Source organism: Streptomyces sp. NBC_00820, assembly GCF_036347055.1.
Taxonomy (GTDB): Bacteria; Actinomycetota; Actinomycetes; order Streptomycetales; family Streptomycetaceae; genus Streptomyces.
The window spans coordinates 1,240,172-1,256,147 of the sequence record NZ_CP108882.1 but is presented as its reverse complement, the minus strand read 5'-3'; the positions used below and the strand labels follow the sequence as shown (position 1 = coordinate 1,256,147).

Annotated in this window: 13 protein-coding genes; 5 read left to right on the top strand and 8 right to left on the bottom strand. The window is 72.5% G+C overall.

Annotated features, from left to right (window positions below; translation table 11 throughout):
- Positions 1-392: 392 nt before the first annotated feature.
- The 4 genes from OIB37_RS05760 to OIB37_RS05745 form a co-directional block, all read right to left on the bottom strand.
- Complete coding sequence (locus tag OIB37_RS05760) at positions 393-1,631, bottom strand: phosphodiester glycosidase family protein (RefSeq protein WP_330456432.1); 1,239 nt, start codon at positions 1,629-1,631, stop codon at positions 393-395.
- Positions 1,632-1,706: 75 nt separating this feature from the next.
- Positions 1,707-2,066, bottom strand: a complete 360-nt coding sequence (locus tag OIB37_RS05755) for a DUF779 domain-containing protein (protein WP_330456431.1) — start codon at positions 2,064-2,066, stop codon at positions 1,707-1,709.
- Between the two features lie 145 nt (positions 2,067-2,211).
- Entirely contained in the window at positions 2,212-4,209 is a 1,998-nt protein-coding gene (locus OIB37_RS05750) for an N-acetylmuramoyl-L-alanine amidase (RefSeq protein ID WP_330456430.1), read from the bottom strand.
- A gap of 195 nt (positions 4,210-4,404) precedes the next feature.
- The gene (locus tag OIB37_RS05745) at positions 4,405-5,994 is read right to left on the bottom strand and encodes a M1 family metallopeptidase (protein WP_330456429.1); all 1,590 of its coding nucleotides are present in this window, start codon (positions 5,992-5,994) and stop codon (positions 4,405-4,407) included.
- Positions 5,995-6,144: 150 nt separating this feature from the next.
- On the opposite strand from OIB37_RS05745, the gene OIB37_RS05740 reads away from it, so the two are divergent.
- On the top strand, positions 6,145-7,020 hold the full coding sequence (locus OIB37_RS05740) for a universal stress protein (protein ID WP_330456428.1): 876 nt from the start codon (positions 6,145-6,147) through the stop codon (positions 7,018-7,020).
- 61 nt (positions 7,021-7,081) lie between these two features.
- On the opposite strand, the gene OIB37_RS05735 is transcribed toward OIB37_RS05740, so the two are convergent.
- From OIB37_RS05735 to OIB37_RS05725, 3 genes are read right to left on the bottom strand one after another with little or no spacing between them, the layout of a single operon-like run.
- A complete protein-coding gene (locus OIB37_RS05735; RefSeq protein WP_330456427.1) occupies positions 7,082-8,536 on the bottom strand; it encodes a carboxylesterase/lipase family protein in 1,455 nt (484 codons plus the stop codon).
- Complete coding sequence (locus tag OIB37_RS05730) at positions 8,533-9,621, bottom strand: alpha/beta fold hydrolase (RefSeq protein ID WP_330456426.1); 1,089 nt, start codon at positions 9,619-9,621, stop codon at positions 8,533-8,535. Before OIB37_RS05730 ends, OIB37_RS05735 begins: the two co-directional genes overlap by 4 nt.
- Positions 9,622-9,636: 15 nt before the next feature.
- Positions 9,637-10,926, bottom strand: coding sequence for an esterase/lipase family protein (locus OIB37_RS05725; RefSeq protein WP_330456425.1), 1,290 nt, complete (start codon positions 10,924-10,926; stop codon positions 9,637-9,639).
- Between the two features lie 445 nt (positions 10,927-11,371).
- Here OIB37_RS05725 and OIB37_RS05720 point away from each other — a divergent pair, with 445 nt between their 5' ends.
- Complete coding sequence (locus OIB37_RS05720; RefSeq protein WP_330456424.1) at positions 11,372-11,527, top strand: DUF6131 family protein; 156 nt, start codon at positions 11,372-11,374, stop codon at positions 11,525-11,527.
- 194 nt (positions 11,528-11,721) lie between these two features.
- Here the strand turns inward: OIB37_RS05720 and OIB37_RS05715 are convergent, their stop codons facing one another.
- A complete protein-coding gene (locus tag OIB37_RS05715; protein ID WP_330456423.1) occupies positions 11,722-13,209 on the bottom strand; it encodes a bifunctional phosphatase PAP2/diacylglycerol kinase family protein in 1,488 nt (495 codons plus the stop codon).
- Positions 13,210-13,452: 243 nt separating this feature from the next.
- Between OIB37_RS05715 and OIB37_RS05710 the strand changes: the two genes are divergently transcribed.
- The 3 genes from OIB37_RS05710 to dhaL are packed head-to-tail and all read left to right on the top strand — an operon-like array spanning position 13,453 to position 15,908.
- Positions 13,453-14,313 (top strand): class II fructose-bisphosphate aldolase, encoded by an 861-nt coding sequence (locus OIB37_RS05710; RefSeq protein ID WP_330456422.1) that lies wholly within the window; start codon positions 13,453-13,455, stop codon positions 14,311-14,313.
- A gap of 4 nt (positions 14,314-14,317) precedes the next feature.
- Positions 14,318-15,229, top strand: coding sequence for an HAD-IA family hydrolase (locus OIB37_RS05705; RefSeq protein WP_330456421.1), 912 nt, complete (start codon positions 14,318-14,320; stop codon positions 15,227-15,229).
- A 22-nt stretch (positions 15,230-15,251) separates the two neighbouring features.
- A complete protein-coding gene (dhaL, locus tag OIB37_RS05700; RefSeq protein WP_330456420.1) occupies positions 15,252-15,908 on the top strand; it encodes a dihydroxyacetone kinase subunit DhaL in 657 nt (218 codons plus the stop codon).
- Positions 15,909-15,976 lie beyond the last annotated feature (68 nt).

The following is a 15,976-nucleotide window of genomic DNA, read 5'->3' as shown; positions in this document are numbered from 1 at the left end:
CGTAGGGAGGGGAAAATCCGACCGACCTCCCGTGTCGCTAGAAGTACCCACACGCGGAAGGGAGTGAGCCGGTGCGGCGGCGGTGTCGGCCGCCGTTCATTTACCGCGCCGAGCGGGTGCCGGTGAAATTCACTCGTGAACGGGGAGTGGGCTTGTCGTCGGAATCGGCTACACGCGGAGTGCGACATTGGCTACACGATCCTCGTGCCGTCCCCGGCCTCCGGACGGAAGCCGGGGACGGCACGAAAACGCCCACCGGGAACGCCTACGGGGAACGCCCACCGGGAACACCCGACGGGTATCAAGGTCGCCGGGTGTCAAGGCGGACGAGTATCGAGCCGGCGGGTATCGAGCCGAACCGATATCGGCGGGCGGTGTCGAGCCGGCCGGTGTCAAGGGGTCGAGAAGACCCCGACGCCGTTCGCGACGGGCCGCTCGGCGCCACCGCTCGGGTGGTTGCGCACGGTCACTGCCTGCTCACCGGACGCCCGAGTGACCATCTCCGAGGATCCGCCGCCGTCGAGGTTGAAAGCGTCCGTCGCGCCCAGCGTGCGCAGAGTGGACGCCTCCTCCGCGATGGTCATCCCGCTCCGGTAGGCGACCGCCCCGTCCAGAGCGAGGATCAGCATCCGGTGCCCGTCGCCCGCGAAGCCCACGACGGTGCGCACGGCCGAGGTGCTGTCGTCCAGTCCGGACAGCGGCTTGCCGTCGCGCAGCACGGGGTAGCCCCCGATCGCGAACTCGAACGGGGCCCGGGCGGACGCCGCCACCAGGTCGTGCGTGACGGTCACCGGATCGCCGACCGACAGCTTGCGCAACCGCTGCGCGCCGGCCTCGCGCCCGACCAGGACCGTGGTGCCGGCGCCGATCGACCCGCTGCCCGGTGTGTCGGCGGCGGACACCACCCGGCCGTCCCGCACCGTCACCTCGTACGTGTCCGGGCTGCACGCCGCCGCCCGGTCGGTGTCGGTGCCGCAGGTGGCGCGTACGCGGGAGGCGCTGCCCCAGCTCGCGGTGAAGGCACCGACGGAATTCTGCGGCAGCGCGTACTGGTTGAGACCCTGGAGCGGCAGCCGCTCCACCGGAGTGACCACGGACCCGACGAGTCCGAGGCGGTCCATCCGGGCCCGCCGGTCGGTGCCGACACCGAGAACGTCCTGTGTCGTCGTGCCCGGCGGCAGCGCGGGCCCGAACCGCTGCCCCTTCGGCACCGCCGCCTTCAGCACCCGACCGTCCGCGACGGCCGGGCCCACGGGCGCGCCGGTTGCCTCGACGCCCGGGTGCTGGGTCTCGCTGATGTTGAAGAAGTCACCGTTCACGCCCGCGATCGCGCCGGCCGAGTCGGCCAGCCGTGAGACGGTCGCGCGGGCGGCCACCGCACCCGGATACAACAGGTCGAGGTGGACGTGCGGATTGTCCAGCTCGACGGTGAGCAGATGGGCGTGGGCCGTCCCCGCCGCCGCCGGCACGTCGAACTGCCGGTAGGTGACGCCCGGCGCGAGCCGTCCGCCCGCCTGTGCGGCGCTGGCCGGTGCCGCCCCCGCGAGGGCCGCACCGGCCAGTACGCCGAACGCCGTGAGAACCGTGAGAACCGATCTGCCCGCTGCCGAACGCCGCCGACGTCGCGTCACTACGCCCCCTGATGTCTCGTCAACTGTCCCAGGAATCAGGGGAAGTGCACCAGACGGCGGCGGCTCGCGGGGTGGCTAGGCGTCGACTACGCGAGAACGAGTGAGAAAACGTACCCCCTCGGGTGCCTCCAGCGAGAATCCGCTGCCTCGACCGGGCACCACGTCGACGATGAGCCGGGTGTGGCTCCACACCTCGTACTGGCTCCTCGACATCCAGAACGTCACCGGTTCCCCGACGCCCTCCACCGTCAGCTCGGCCAGCAGCACGTCCGAGCCGCCGGTGCGGAACTCGCCGTCGGGATAGCACATCGGCGCGCTGCCGTCGCAGCAGCCGCCCGACTGATGGAACATCAGCGGACCGTGCTCGGCTCGCAGACGCCGCACCAGTTCGGCCGCCTGCGGGGTGAGTTCGACGCGCGGGATTTCCTCTTCCATGGTCACCGTCCTGGCGAGCGGGGGTGTGGGGCGCGTCCAGTCTCACGGCTCGTCGTCGAGGCGTCCAGGAGACGTACGGCTTCCTCCGTGGAAGAGACACGTGCGAGGCCGGCCCCACGCGCGAGCGGGGCCGGCCTCGGCCGGGTCAGGGCTTCGGAGCCTGCGGAGGGGCCACGTTCGGGCCCGCCGCGGCCGGCGGGTTCACCACGTCCACGTCGCCGGCGCGGACGTAGGCGAGCCGGTGGTCGAGCTGGATCTCGTAGTACGCCTCCTCGCCCTTGACCACGGGGGCCGGTGACTCCCCGAACGACGACCGGTCGACGTAGGTGCCGAGCACGCGGGACTGCGTCACGTACCGCTGGCCCGCGCTGATGGTGTAGGGGAGCGGCGACTCGGACTGCTCGTCCACGCCGTCCGGGTACGCGGCCCCCTCCGGGAGGGCGCGGCCGAACACGGGGATCTCGCTCAGTCCGGCCTTCGGGGTCACCGTCCGCCCGCGCGTGCCGACGGCCACCGGGTTGCTCGGCGGGTTCCTGAACCAGCCCTTGTGGCCCTGGAACCAGATCGCCGTCCACTCGCCGCTGCGGTCGGCGACCGCGAAGGTCTGCCCCGCGGAGACCCGCGACCCGAGATCGTTGACGTCCTCGGTGGAGTCGTCACCGTCGGGACGCCGGCCCGGGTCCTGGATCAGCGGGGCGTTGTCGGCCGGTTCGGTGTGCAGGTGCACGGCGCTGGAGCCGTGCGGCGCGCACGGCACCCCGCTCGAGGAGCATCCCGTGAACCGCGGCGTGTTGCGGGCGTAGTCCGGAAGGATCATCACCACGTCGCTGTCCGGCCCCGCCGTGCCCCGCAGGGGCGCGCCGAGCAGGTCGAAGTAGTGCCGCCAGTCCCAGAACGGGCCCGGATCGTCGTGCATGTCCGGGATCGACTCCTCGGTCGGGGACGGCACGTTGTCGTGGCCGAAGATGTGCTGCCGGTCCAGCGGGACCTGGTACTTCTTCGCCAGGTACCGGACCAGCCGGGCCGAGGACCGGTACATCTCCTCCGTGTACCAGGCGTCGGGGTGCCGGAGGAACCCCTCGTGCTCGACGCCGATCGAGCGGCCGTTGACGAACTGGTTCCCGGAGTGCCAGGCCGCGTCCTTGGTCTTGATGTGCTGGGTGATGTGACCGTCGCTGGAGCGGATGGAGTAGTGCCAGGAGGCCTCCTCCGGATCCTGGATGGTCTGGAGCATCGAGGACAGGGGCGCCTCGGTGTCGTGGATGACGATGTACTCGATGCGCTGGTCCTTGGGCCGGTCGGCCAGGTCGTGATTGCCGTACGCGTCCTCGTCGATCCTGACGTACGGCGCGCTCAGCCAGGAGCAGGCCACCCCGGCCGGGCACTCGACGCCCTGCGCCCCCTGCGCGCCCGACGTACGGGGAGCGTGCGGCCGTACCCGGGGGTTCGCGGCGAGGGCGACGCGCTGTCCGGCGTCGGTGGTGCGGTGCGCGCCGCGGTGGATGACCTCGAAGACGTCGTTCGCGTACGTCGCCGCCGCCGCGGAGTCGGTCGTGCCAGGGAAGCGGGCCACGGCGTCCCACCAGTCGGCCGGGTTGGCGCTGAGCGGCTTGCCGAGGCTGCGCTGGGCCGCCGCGAGGAGGGCCGCGCCGCCGCGCACGTTGGCGGCGTCGTCCGCGCGCAGCCGCTCGGCCGGCAGCCCGATCAGGCTCGCGGCCCGGCGCAGGTCGGCGGGTTGGCCGGTGCGGTCGGCCGGGGCGCCGGCGGCGTAGGGGGCGGGCGGCTCCGCCGTCGCCGCGCCCGGCAGGGGACTGGCGGAGCGGCGCGGCGTCCGCCGGTCCTGGAGCGCGCGGGTGTCCACCAGGTGCATCGGCCCGTAGCCGCCGACGACACTCGGTGTGCCCGGATGGGAGTCCCACCTCGACTGCAGATAGGACACGCCCAGGACGATGCTCCGCGGTACGTGGTACTCGTCCGCGGCGGCGGTGTAGTCGTCCTGCAGGCGCTGGTCGGCGGGTCCGCCGGTATCGATCGAACGGTCGATCAGCAACGGCACCAGGAGCGCCGCCGAAGCGGTCACACAGATGATCCGCCGGTGTCCGCGTACGGCACTGGAGACGCGGGGGGCGACGCGTTTTCTCATACGGTTGTCTCCAACGAGGGTCGGCGTGGCCAGAGAAATGCGACCGGGCGCGAGGCGGGCGTCCGAATCACGTCACCCCTCGTACGTTTCCTTGCCTCGCGCGCTGCGTCGCGCCGAGCGTCAACCGCGTGGACCAGCCTGCGGACGCAGGCCACCCGGTCGGCGGCAGGCCGTCCCCGCCGGCGGGGGGAGGTCTCAGTCCTCCTCGACCGGGTCGGGCCGCCAGTCGGGACGGCCCGGCATCGGCGGCGTGTGCGCCCCGTACAGCCAGGGGTCCAGGAAGGGTGCGAGGTCCTCTTTCGCCACGTCGGAGGCGAGTCTGACGAAGTCTCGGGTGCCGGCGACGCGCCCCCGGTAGGTCGTCACCCAGGACCGCTCGATCCGCTCGAAGGTGTCCTCGCCCACCTTCTCCCTGAGCGCGTAGAGCACCAGCGCCGAGCCGTCGTAACGCATCTGACGGAACAGCGTCCCCGCACCGGGCTCGGCGGGTGCCCCGTCGTCGTGCCGCCACTGGTCGTGCTGCTCGTACGCGGCGCGCATCGCGTCCTCCATGGAGGGGCCGCGATGCGTGTCGGAGTACAGGCGTTCGTAGAAACGGGCGTGACCCTCGCTCAGCCACAGGTCGGACCACTGCCGGATGGCCACGCTGTCGCCGGTCCAATGGTGTGTCAGCTCGTGTACGAGGTTCCGCTCGGCGTCGACCTGATCCCCCAGCAGGTCGGCGCTCGGTACGACGGACAGCGACTGCGTCTCCAGCGCCACCGGCATGTCGGTGTCCCCGACCAGCACGCCGTACCGGCGGAAGGGGTACGGCCCGAGCCGCTGCTCCAGCCAGGCCAGATGGTCCGGGGTGAGTGAACGGTACTTCTCGGTGTCGGCCACCAGGCCCTGGGGGACCACGTCCCGCACGGGCAGGCCGCCCGGGCCTTCGCTCTCCGCGAGGTCGAACTTCCCGATGGCCAGCTGGACCAGCTGCGCCGCCAGCGGCTGCTCCGAGTCGTACGTCCATCTGGTCCGGCCGTCGCCCTGCCGGACCCGTTCGACGAGCCGGCCGTTCGCCACCGCGGTCAGGCCCGGCGGTGTGGTGATCCGGAAGGTGACGGGCGCCCGCAGGCTGGGGTGGTCGTCGACCGGGAAGACCATCCTGGCGCCGTCGGGCTGGGGCGACAGCAGGGTGCCGTCGGCGGTGGGCACCCAGCCGTAGTCCTGGATCGCGTCGTCCCTGTGCCGGTGTTGTGCCGGATCGGCGGTATAGGTGACCCGGACGGTGAACGTCCGCCCGCGCGGGAGCGGCTTCGCCGGGGTGACGACCAGCTCGTCACCCTCACGCACGGCCCTGGCGGGGGCGCCGTCGACGGTGACCGTGTGGAGCGTGTTGCCCGCGAAGTCGAGGTCGAACCGGGACAGCGCCTGTGTGGCGGTGGCGCGGATGGTGGCTTCGGCGGGGAACGGTGTGCGGGGCGCCCGCCAGTCGAACGCGAGCGTGTAGCGGCGGACCGTGTACCCGCCGTTCCCGGCGAGCGGCATGAGCGGGTCGCCGATGCCCCGGGCGCCGGGGGACGGCGTGTCGCCGGGCGCGTGGGCGGAGGCACCGGGTGCGGCATGCCCGGCACGGTCCGTGGCGCCGAGGTGCCGCCGGTCCACGGCGCCGCGCCCGCCCAGGGTGGCCGCGGCGACGACGGCCGCACCCGTGAGGCCGAGGGCTCCGGTGACAACGAGGGCCGTGCGACGGGTACGGAGACGGCGTCGGACACGTGCCTGGGTTCCGGCGGTCGTGGTGGTCATGGCGGCACTATGTCAGCAAGAGTTGACCAATGCGATATTAATCATGAATGTCTATTATCTGGCTTACTGGCTCACTTGAGGCGCGTGGCGCCTGCCTCGCCTCATGAACGGCACAAGGGTGACCGGAGCCCCGGGAAGGCGGTGGGGGAGATGACACTCCCTCTGGTGGTCGGCGTCGACGGATCGGAGCCGAACGGCGCGGCGGTCGACTGGGCCGTGGACGAGGCTGCCCGCCACGGTGTCCCGCTGAGGTTCGTCTACGCCTCCCTGTGGGTGCGTTACGAGGCCGCGCTGCCGCCGACCGGATCGGAACTCACGGACGAACGGCTGCTGGGCCGGCACATCCTGGCCTCCGCGGTGGAGCGGGCGAGGCTGCGCGACCCCGAGGTACCGGTCACCGCCGACATCGTCGCGGAGGATGCCGCGGCCGCCCTCGTCAGCGCGGGCGACCACGCGTACGCCCTGGTGACGGGGTCGCGCGGGCGCGGTGAGCTGGGAGAGCTGCTGCTCGGTTCGGTCGGTCTGGCCGTGGCGGCCCGTGCGCGGTGCCCCGTGGTGGTCGTACGGGGCGATCCGGCGGCCGTCGGCGGGACGCGCGGGCGGATCCTGCTCGGCCTGGGGGACCCCGGCACGTCCGCCGAGGCCGTGCGCTTCGCCTTCCGTGAGGCCGAGGCGCGCGGCTGCGTTCTGGACGTCGTCCATGCCTGGCGCAGCCCCGCCCACCTCGCACCCGGCGAGGGCGCAGGACCCGAGGGGCCGGCGCACTCTCCCGGGCGGCACGCCTTCGCGGTGCTCGACGAGGCACTCGGCGACGCGAGCGCCGCCCACCCGCGGGTACGGACACGGCGTACGGCGGCCGAGGGCCCGGCGGGCAGGATCCTCGTGGACCGGTCCGCGGACGCCGACCTCGTGATCGTCGGCGCGCGGCGCAGGACAGGCCACTTCGGACTCCAGCTCGGCCGGGTGAGCCACAGGCTCCTGCACCACGCGCGATGCCCGGTCGCGATCGTGCCCCACCGGATGTGACGGCTCGTCGCGACACCGGCAGCGCACGGCGTATCGCCTGCGTCCCGTCCGCGGGGAGGCCTCAGCGCACCCCTTCCCAGAGCAGCCGCGCCTCCCCGCGGGGGTCGGCCTCCAGGGCCGCGTCCTCGTGGAACACCATGGTCGTACGGGTGTCGGTGTCGTACGCGGGCCAGCCGGGATCACCGGACTTCGCGAACGACACCCACGCGGAGTGCATCGCGTCCGCGAGGGCCTGGGGCGGACGGGGGCCCAGGAGCGGGGCGTACGACGGGTCGTCGAGGCGGTCGAAGACGAACGGCAGCTCCAGGGCGTGGCACGCGCCGAGACGGCCGGTGAACCGAGGTGAGCGCCAGGCGAATTCGTACATGTACGACCCCGGTACGGACTCGGCGAGACGGATGGCGGGGATGCGGTAGAACCAGTCCGTCGCCACCGCGTCGAAGAGCTCGCCCGGGGTGGCGGCCGGGCGGCCCGCGCGGTAGACGGGGAGCGCCTTGTCCGGGTCGACGCCGTAGCCGGCCGTCGCCGCACGCAGGTGTGCTTCGGAGACGGCGTCCAGGCGGTCCGTGGGGACCAGGAAGAGCCGGTACTCCTCGCGGTTGCTGCCGACCAGGAGGTCGACACCGCAATCGGGACCGGGGAGGGACAGGCCGGCGGCCACAGGCTCGAAGGGCATCAGATTGAGCGCCGCCTCACCCCACAGGGCGGGGTCGGGCCGCGCGTTCATCTCGGCGCGGAGCTCCGCCTGGGCGGGCAGCAGCGTATCCAGAGGGAGCGCGGCGAAGGCCTCCGCGGTCGGCTCGATGCCCAGGTTCGCGGCGAGGCGGGCGGTGATCAGGTCGGCGGTGGAGGGCCGCAGGAAGTGGTGGCAGGCGCCGCTCTGCAGGATCGCGCGGCGGAACAGCCCACGTGCCCCGCCGGTGGCCAGCAGGACGCCGATGCTCATCGCGCCCGCCGACTCCCCGAAGACCGTCACCCGGTCCGGGTCGCCGCCGAAGGAGGCGATCTCGGCGTGGATCCAGCGCAGGGCGGCCACCTGGTCCAGGAGGCCCCGGTTGTCGGGGACGCCGGGCAGCCGGAGGAAACCGTCCGCGCCCAGGCGGTAGTTGAGCGTGACGCACACCACCCCGTCACGGGCGAAGGCACCCCCGTCGTAACCCCGCGCCGATCCCGAGCCGTTGGAGAACGCCCCGCCGTGCAGCCACACCATCACCGGCAGTCCGGCGCCCCGGTCCGCGGAGGGCGTCCAGATGTTGAGGTTCAGGCACTCCTCGCCCGGGACGCTGTCCTCCGGGACGAGGGCGTCGAAGGGCGGCGCGTAGGGCGCGTGCGGCGCGGTCGGGCCGTGGGCCGTGGCGTCGCGCACGCCCGTCCAGGGGTCCGTCGGGCACGGCGCGCGGAAGCGGCGGGGCCCGAACGGCGGCGCGGCGTACGGGATGCCCAGGAAGGACGCCACGCCGTCCGGGGCGACACGGCCCCGGACGACGCCCTGCCGGGTGGTGACGCACACCGTCATGCCGACCGGACCTCCAGCAGTTCCAGCAGCGCCGCGGTGAACTCCCCGGGCCGTTCCAGGTGCACCGCGTGCCCGGCGCCGGGCACGGCGACCTCCCGTACCGCGCCGCCCCGCGCCGCGTAGCGGTCCAGGACATGACGGGTCTGCGCCACCATCGGCTGGGCGGGGGTCCCGTCCCAGCCCGGCACCGCGCCGAGCGCGCCCAGGTGCGCCAGGTCGAACAGCGAGGTGTCCGAGACGATGACATCGTCCTCGCCACGGATCCACAGAACCGGCGGCTTCGGCTCGATCAGATGCAGCTCGTCGATCCGGAAGTACAGCGGGGAAAGGCAGTTGAGGACTCCCCGGGTGCCCGGCGCGACACCCGGCCAGACCGGCGAGACCGTGCTGTCGCCCGGGTAGTGGTCGTCGCCGGTCCGCGTGGTCAGCATGGACTCGACGTACGCCTCCTCGTCGCCGGGAGCGGGGCGCCACGGGGGCTTGACGTAGCAACTCGCCAGGACGGAGCGGGGGGAGACGGGCGAGTCCTTGCCGCGGTCCCCCTTGGCGAGCCGCGTCACGAACTCCGGGTTGGCGGTGGCGCCGCCCGAACCGGACCCGTCCTCGGAGTTGAGGGTCCCCTCGACGCCGTGCGTGCCCCCGAAGCCGTACGGGGAGACCGGGTTGACCAGCGTCACCGAGCGCACGGCGGCGGGACGGTCGCGCAGGTACTGCATGACGACCCCGCCGCCCATGGACCAGCCCACCAGATGCGCCCGCTCGACCCCGATTTCGGTGAGCAGCGCGTGCAGGTCGTCGGCGTAGTCGCGCAGACCGCGCGTCGCGTCGACCGGCAGCGGGTCGCTGTCACCGAAACCGCGCAGGTCCGGTGCGATGGGGCGGTACCGGTCGGGGAGGAGGGGGAGGGTGGTGCGCCAGAAGGCGCCGGAGGAGACGTTGCCGTGGACGAAGACGACCGGTTCGCCTTCGTCCCGGAGGTCGGTGATGTGGAGGGCGAGGCGGTCGGTGGTCACGCGCCGGGTGCGCAGGCCGTTCGTGGTCGGGTTCGCCGCCGTATTCGGGGTCGGGGTCGGGTTCGCGGTCATGGTCCGTGGTGTCCTTTACGAGAGCCAGGTGTCGATCCGGTCGGCGGCCGAGCTGTTCCAGCCCAGTTCCAGGTGGTTGGCGCCGGCGATGGTGGCGGTGCCGCCGACCGTGGGGACGCCGGTGGTGTCGAGCGCGCTGGCGATGAACACGACGCCGTCGCTGGGCCCGCGGTTCTCGTTGAAGATGCCGACCACGTCGGGTGATCCGCCGGCCAGCAGATAGGTGGTGACGGACGCGGGAACCCCGGCGTTGTGCAGGGGCGCGATCAGCGAACCCGCGTCGACGGCGGCCTGGATGCCGCTGCCCGCCGTGTAGAAGCCCTGACCGCCGTAGTACGTCGTGTACCAGTCCTGCGCGGAACCGTCGACGCCGTACACCCCGTCCCAGCGGGCCAGCATCTGCCGCTGACCGGGGTAGTCGTCGTAGCCGCCGGAGGGTGTCATCGAGAACTCGGGGTGCGAGGTGTACTGGCCGTAGCAGGTCATGGAGGAGTGCGGGGAGGGCGCGTTGACCGTCCCTCCGCACTCGGGCCAGATCGAGAAGTCGTGCGCCCAGCCGTGCGCGTACGGGTAGTCGTAACCGCCGTTCGGACCGCCGACGGTGATCAGCCTGCGCACGTCACCGGCGTACGGACGCCCCCAGCTCGGCTTCAGCGACGACACGTACGCCCGCGCCGACATCTCGCCCTTGCTCCAGCCGACGAGGTCGACCTTGCCGACGCCCAGTTTCGCCTTGATGACGGCGATGGCGTCGCCGACGACCTGGGCCTGCATCAGGTTGTCGCCCTGCTTGTGCGCGAAGCCGACGGCGAAGACACGGTGGCCGCGCCCGGCGAGGTACTGCATCAGCCCGGTGGACGGGCACGACAGGGCCCCGCAGCCGTAGCCGCCGGCCTCTCCCGGGTTGGCCCAGGCACGGTCGGCGGTGTCGTTCGCGCCGTGGACGAGGAGGACGGGTGTGCTCTGGGCGCCGGTGTTCCAGCCGGGTGCCGAGTAGAGCAGGAAGCGGCCGGAGTACGGGCGTGCGACACCACCGAAGTACGTCACCCGCTTGCCGTCCTGGTCCCCGCGACCGTCCGGCGGGAAGCCCTCCGTGCGGAAGCCCGAGGTGGTGTCGAGATAACGCTCCACACGTTCCCAGCCGTTGGTGACGGTGCCGGCGCCGTAGCTCGCCTCCAAGGTGAGGTAGGACGGTGGCGCGGCGGCGGAAGCAGTGCCCCCGGCGGCCGGTACTCCGGCCACCACCGCGATCAGGAGGGCGAGCAGCAGACGCCACCGGCCTCCATGGCCTCTTCCGTACCGCATGTTCCGGCCCCCCTGTCCACGCGATCGGTGTCCTCGGTTCACACGCGTCCGGTGTTCCCGGTGTTCCCGGTGTTCCCGGTGGTCTCGGTGGTCCGGACACGGTGACCTCGCGGCGCACACGTTAGGCACCGGGGGGTGGGAGGGGGCATGTGTGCGGGCCACACAAGGAGGGCGGGCTGTATGGGGGTGGCGGCCCGGGCGCCCGCTCAGCCGCCTCCCGCGGGCCCCGTCCGTGCCGGTCGGGATCGGGGCACGGGTGAGGCTGTATGCGTCGTGCCGATCGGGGTACTCGGCGTTCGCGCAGGAATCGGAAAGCCGGGAAGGAGGAGCGGCCACGCCTCGCGGTCAGTGCCCGAGGCGGGAACGTCCGTACGCGCGCGTCACGCGAGCGCAGAGGCACACGGAGGGCAGTCCCCCTCCTCAGGACAAGGCGCCGGAGGCCAAAATGATCATCCTCGGGATCATCCTGCTGATCGTCGGATTCCTCACGGGAATAGGCATCCTCTGGACAATCGGAATCATCCTCGTGGTGATCGGACTCATCCTCTGGATTCTCGGCTCGGTCGGTCACGCCGTCGGCGGCCGTCGCCACTACTGGTGACGCCCGCTCGCGGACGCGGCCCCTCAACTCCATCACGGCACCTCGCAGCGGGTGCGCACCGTGTGTGAAGGAGCGCACCCGCGACGGGGTGCCGACGAACGTGTCCGCATCGGTCCGGTGTCCGCATCGGTCCCCGTACTGGTTCCCGTACTGGTTCCCGTACTGGTGTCCGTGCCGGTGTCCGTACCGGTCGGTCAGGACAGCGGGCGGTAGACGGTCAGGGCCGCGGGCAGTTTCTCCAGCAGCAGGTCGCCCCGCACCTCGGCGATCTCCCCGTCGTACGCCAGGGGCGTGCCCGGGGCGAGGCCGGTGAGCCGCAGCCGTTGCCGCCGTACGGCCGCATGCGCGGGGGAACGGGTCAGCGGGCCCGCGATCGCGGCGCCCAGCAGGGGCAGCGCGGGTTTCCTGCTGCCGTGCACCACCCGCACGTCGAGCACCCCGTCCGCCAGGTCGGTCCGCCGGCCGGAGGCGAGACCCATGCGGTGGTACATGCCGTTGCCCACGAACAGCAACCACAAGGGATGGCGCTGTCCTTCCAGTTCGACCACCACGGGATGCCGGTCGGCGCGCAGCACCTGCCACGCTCCGAGCACACCGGCCGACCAGCCGCCGATCCGGGACGACCAGTGCTCCCGCGTGCGCACGAGTTCCGGATAGACGCCCAGACTCAGCGCGTTGAGGAAGATGCCCTCCCGGTTGTCGGCGACGAACCGTCCGACGTCCACCCGCACCGCCTCGCCCTCGCGTACGGCGTCGGCGAGCCCGTTCTCGTCCTCCACCTGCAAGTCGTAGGCGAAGTGGTTGAGCGTGCCCCCGGGCAGTACCGCCAGGGGCAGGCCGTAGCGCAGGGCCACCGCGGCCGCCGAGTTCACCGTCCCGTCGCCACCGCACACCCCGAGCGCTCGCGCCCGCGTGGCTGCCTTCTCCAACTCGGCCTGCACTTCCTCGGGTTCGCACTCCACGATCTCCGCCTTCGGTAGCGCCTCCCGCAGGACCCGCACCCGGTCGGAGGTGCCCGAGGCGCGGTTGGCGACCATCACCAGACCGTCGCCCTCGGGCAGAGCCGGTGCCTGCGCCAGCGGTCGCGCCGGCGGCACCACCTGGGCACGCGTCGGCACCAGACGTCGTACGGCGAAAGCGACGCCCGCGCCCAGCGCGGCCCCCGCGAGCACGTCGCTCGGGAAGTGCACCCCCGTGTAGACACGGGACGCGGCCACGGAGAACGCCACGGGCGCCACCGCCGCCCCCCACCCCGGCGACTCGAGGGCGACACCCGTCGCGAAGGCCGCCGCCGACGCGGCGTGCCCCGAGGGGAAGGACGTGGTGATCGGCTGCCGCTTCAGCTGCCGGGCGAGCGGCACCGCCTCCAGTACCGGCCGGGCGCGCCGCACCGACCACTTGCCGAGGGTGTTGATGGTCAGCGAGGCCAGGCTCAGCGAGGCCACCCCGCGGACGGCGGCCCGCCGAGCCCGCGGAGTACGGCTCGCGGCGATCGCGGCAGCCGCAGCGAACCACAGCACTCCGTGGTTCGCGCTCCGGCTCAGCCTCGGCAGCACCGCCTCGGCACCCGGCCAGTGCCGCTCGGCGGCGACTTCGAACATCCGTGAGTCGAGGGAGAGCAGCCGGCGCAGGGCGCCGCGGCCGGCGCCGGGGGCAGCAGTGAGATCGACGTCTGGGCTCATGTGATCCGGTTACCCTGTCGCCGCCGTTTCTTGTGCTCTTCCTAGGCCGATGGCCTGACCGACTGCTGAACCGGTGGCCTGACGCCACCTGGACCGGTGGCCTGACGGACTCCTGCTGAGCCCCTTCCTAAGTCCCGGCTCAAGGTGTGGCACCGCCGGACCCTGCCCGTGGCATGCCAAAAGTGGCAGGGTGCGATGCGCGGGCGTGGAATAGGAAGGTGGGGGCGCAGACGTGGAGGCGCCGTGGGTGTGAAGCCGCTGACCGAGATCCTCTCCGGGCCCTTCGACGAGCGCTACGCCGTACCCGCCATCAACGTGTTCAACGACCTGACGATGGAGGCCGTGCTGGCGGCTGCGGTGGAGAACGAGTCACCGCTGATCGTGCAGACGTCGGTGAAGACGGTGAAGTCCATCGGCAGCGACGTTCTCTACGCCATGTGGACCGCCATGACCGCCGGCATCGAGGTCCCGGTGACCCTGCACCTGGACCACTGTCCGGATCGCGAGGTCATCACCGAGTGCCTGCGGCGGGGATGGAACTCCGTGCTCTTCGACGCCTCCGAGCTGCCGGTCGAGGAGAACATGCGGCAGACGGTCGAGGTCGTCGCGGAGGCCCGTGGGTACGGGGCGGCGGTCGAGGGCGAGATCGAATCGATCACCGGCGTGGAGGACGGCATCGGCAGCGACGCCGCCGCCCCGCAGCAGGACCTCGCGGTCGCCCTGGACTTCCTGCGGACCACGGGGGTCGACGTCTTCGCACCGGCGATCGGCAACGCCCACGGATCGTACAGACAGGCGCCGGTGCTCGACGCCCAGCGCGTGTCCGACATCGTGGCCGCGCATCCGGTGCCCATCGCGCTGCACGGCGGCAGCGGACTGTCCGACGAGCAGTTCCGCGACCTGATCTCCCGGGGGTGCGCGAAGGTCAACATCTCGACCGCCCTCAAGGAGACGTACATGAAGTCGAACCTGGCCTTCCTCGAAACGGCGGCGGAGCGGCAGAAGTGGGACCCGCCGTCGCTCTTCCGGGCCGTACGCCAGGACGTCGTCGACCTGGCCGGTTCCCTGATGCGGCTCTTCGGCAGCGCCGGGCGGGCGGGCTGAGACCATGCCCGCGCTCGTCTTCGACTGCGACGGCGTCCTCGCCGACACCGAACGCGACGGACACCTGCCCGCGTTCAACGAGACGTTCGCGGAATTCGGCCTCCCCGTACGGTGGACCGACGCGGAGTACGCGGAGAAGCTGAAGGTCGGCGGCGGCAAGGAGCGGATGCGGACACTGCTGACCCCGGACTTCGTCGCTGCCGCCGGTCTCCCCGCCGACCCTGCCGCGCTGGAGGAGCAACTTGCCGGCTGGCACCGGCGCAAGACCGAGATCTACACCGGGATCATCCGCGGCGGGCGCATACCGCCCAGGCCCGGCGTGCGACGGGTCGCGGCGCAGGCGTACGAGGCCGGGTGGACGCTCGCGGTAGCCTCCACCTCCGCGGAGGCGTCCGTCCGCGCCGTGCTCGAACTGGCCATGGGCCCGGAACTGGCCGCTCACTTCGGCGTGTTCGCCGGGGACGTGGTCCGACGGAAGAAGCCCGCTCCCGACATATACGCCCTCGCCGTGGACCGGCTGGGTGTCGATCCGTCGGACGCCGTCGCGATCGAGGACAGCCGCAACGGAATGCTGGCCGCGCTCGGCGCCGGGCTGACCTGTGCCGTCACGACCAGCGCCTACACCGAGGAGGAGGACTTCACCGGGGCCTCCCTGGTGGTCACCTCGCTCGGCGACCCGCCGCCGCGGGAGACCGTCAGCCGGGTGCTGAGCGATCCGGCCGGCGTCCACCCGGGGCCGTGGGTGGTGCTCGCGGACCTGGCCGCGCTGCTCGACGCCGGCGCCCGCGCGGGGGCCACTGCCGGCGGCCGCTCGGGAACCACCGGCGACGGCCGCTCGGTGACCACTCCGTCGGGAGTGTCCGCGGCCGGTTCATCCGACTCCGCTCCGCCCGGTGCCGATCCGCGTTCCCGCTGAAGCCGCCGCAGTCAGGAGAGTCATGTCATCGCCATCGACCCCCGCCGACGACCTCGCCTTCGTCGTCCGGACCATGGCCCGGACGGCGGTCGACAACGAGAAGGCCTTCAGCGACCTCGACGCCGTCGCGGGCGACGGGGACTTCGGGTTCTCGCTCGCCCGCGGCTTCGAGATCGTGCTCGCCGACTGGGACACCCTCGCGACGGGCACGCCGGCCGACCTCCTCAAGAACGTCGCTCTGGTGATCTCCAAGCGGGTGGGCGGCACGTCGGGGCCGCTGTGGGGCACGGCGTTCCTGCGGGCGTCCGGGGCCGTGAAGGACCGGCCGGAACCGGACGCCCGGGACGCGGTGGCCATGCTGCGGGCCGCGGCCGAGGGAATAGGGACGCGGGGAAAGTCCGGCCTGGGAGACAAGACGCTGCTGGACGCGCTGATACCGATGACCGACGCCCTGGAGCAGCGGCTGGCCGACGGCGAACAGGGGGACAGCGCGGCGGAACTGGCCCGGCTGGCCGCCACTTCGGCCCGTGCCGCGGCCGACGCGACGACATCCATGCAGGCCCGGCGCGGGCGCCAGAGCTACACCGGCGAGCGCAGCATCGGCTCGCCGGACCCGGGCGCGGTGGCGGTCGCCGTCATGGCGGAGCGGGTCGCGGCGGACTGGGACGCCCGCGACTGACGGCTGACGCCGGGCCTGGTTCCCGGGCCGCCTCCGGCACCCGGACCGGTACCACGAAGGAGCGACGG

What these genes read in the sequence shown, in the direction of transcription:
- OIB37_RS05755 (WP_330456431.1), bottom strand. Translation starts at nt 2,066, where the DNA reads ATGGAAGAGGAAATCCCGCGCGTCGAACTCACCCCGCAGGCGGCCGAA.
- OIB37_RS05750 (WP_330456430.1), bottom strand. Translation starts at nt 4,209, where the DNA reads ATGAGAAAACGCGTCGCCCCCCGCGTCTCCAGTGCCGTACGCGGACAC.
- OIB37_RS05745 (WP_330456429.1), bottom strand. Translation starts at nt 5,994, where the DNA reads ATGACCACCACGACCGCCGGAACCCAGGCACGTGTCCGACGCCGTCTC.
- OIB37_RS05740 (WP_330456428.1), top strand. Translation starts at nt 6,145, where the DNA reads ATGACACTCCCTCTGGTGGTCGGCGTCGACGGATCGGAGCCGAACGGC.
- OIB37_RS05735 (WP_330456427.1), bottom strand. Translation starts at nt 8,536, where the DNA reads ATGACGGTGTGCGTCACCACCCGGCAGGGCGTCGTCCGGGGCCGTGTC.
- OIB37_RS05730 (WP_330456426.1), bottom strand. Translation starts at nt 9,621, where the DNA reads ATGACCGCGAACCCGACCCCGACCCCGAATACGGCGGCGAACCCGACC.
- OIB37_RS05725 (WP_330456425.1), bottom strand. Translation starts at nt 10,926, where the DNA reads ATGCGGTACGGAAGAGGCCATGGAGGCCGGTGGCGTCTGCTGCTCGCC.
- OIB37_RS05720 (WP_330456424.1), top strand. Translation starts at nt 11,372, where the DNA reads ATGATCATCCTCGGGATCATCCTGCTGATCGTCGGATTCCTCACGGGA.
- OIB37_RS05715 (WP_330456423.1), bottom strand. Translation starts at nt 13,209, where the DNA reads ATGAGCCCAGACGTCGATCTCACTGCTGCCCCCGGCGCCGGCCGCGGC.
- OIB37_RS05705 (WP_330456421.1), top strand. Translation starts at nt 14,318, where the DNA reads ATGCCCGCGCTCGTCTTCGACTGCGACGGCGTCCTCGCCGACACCGAA.
- dhaL (WP_330456420.1), top strand. Translation starts at nt 15,252, where the DNA reads ATGTCATCGCCATCGACCCCCGCCGACGACCTCGCCTTCGTCGTCCGG.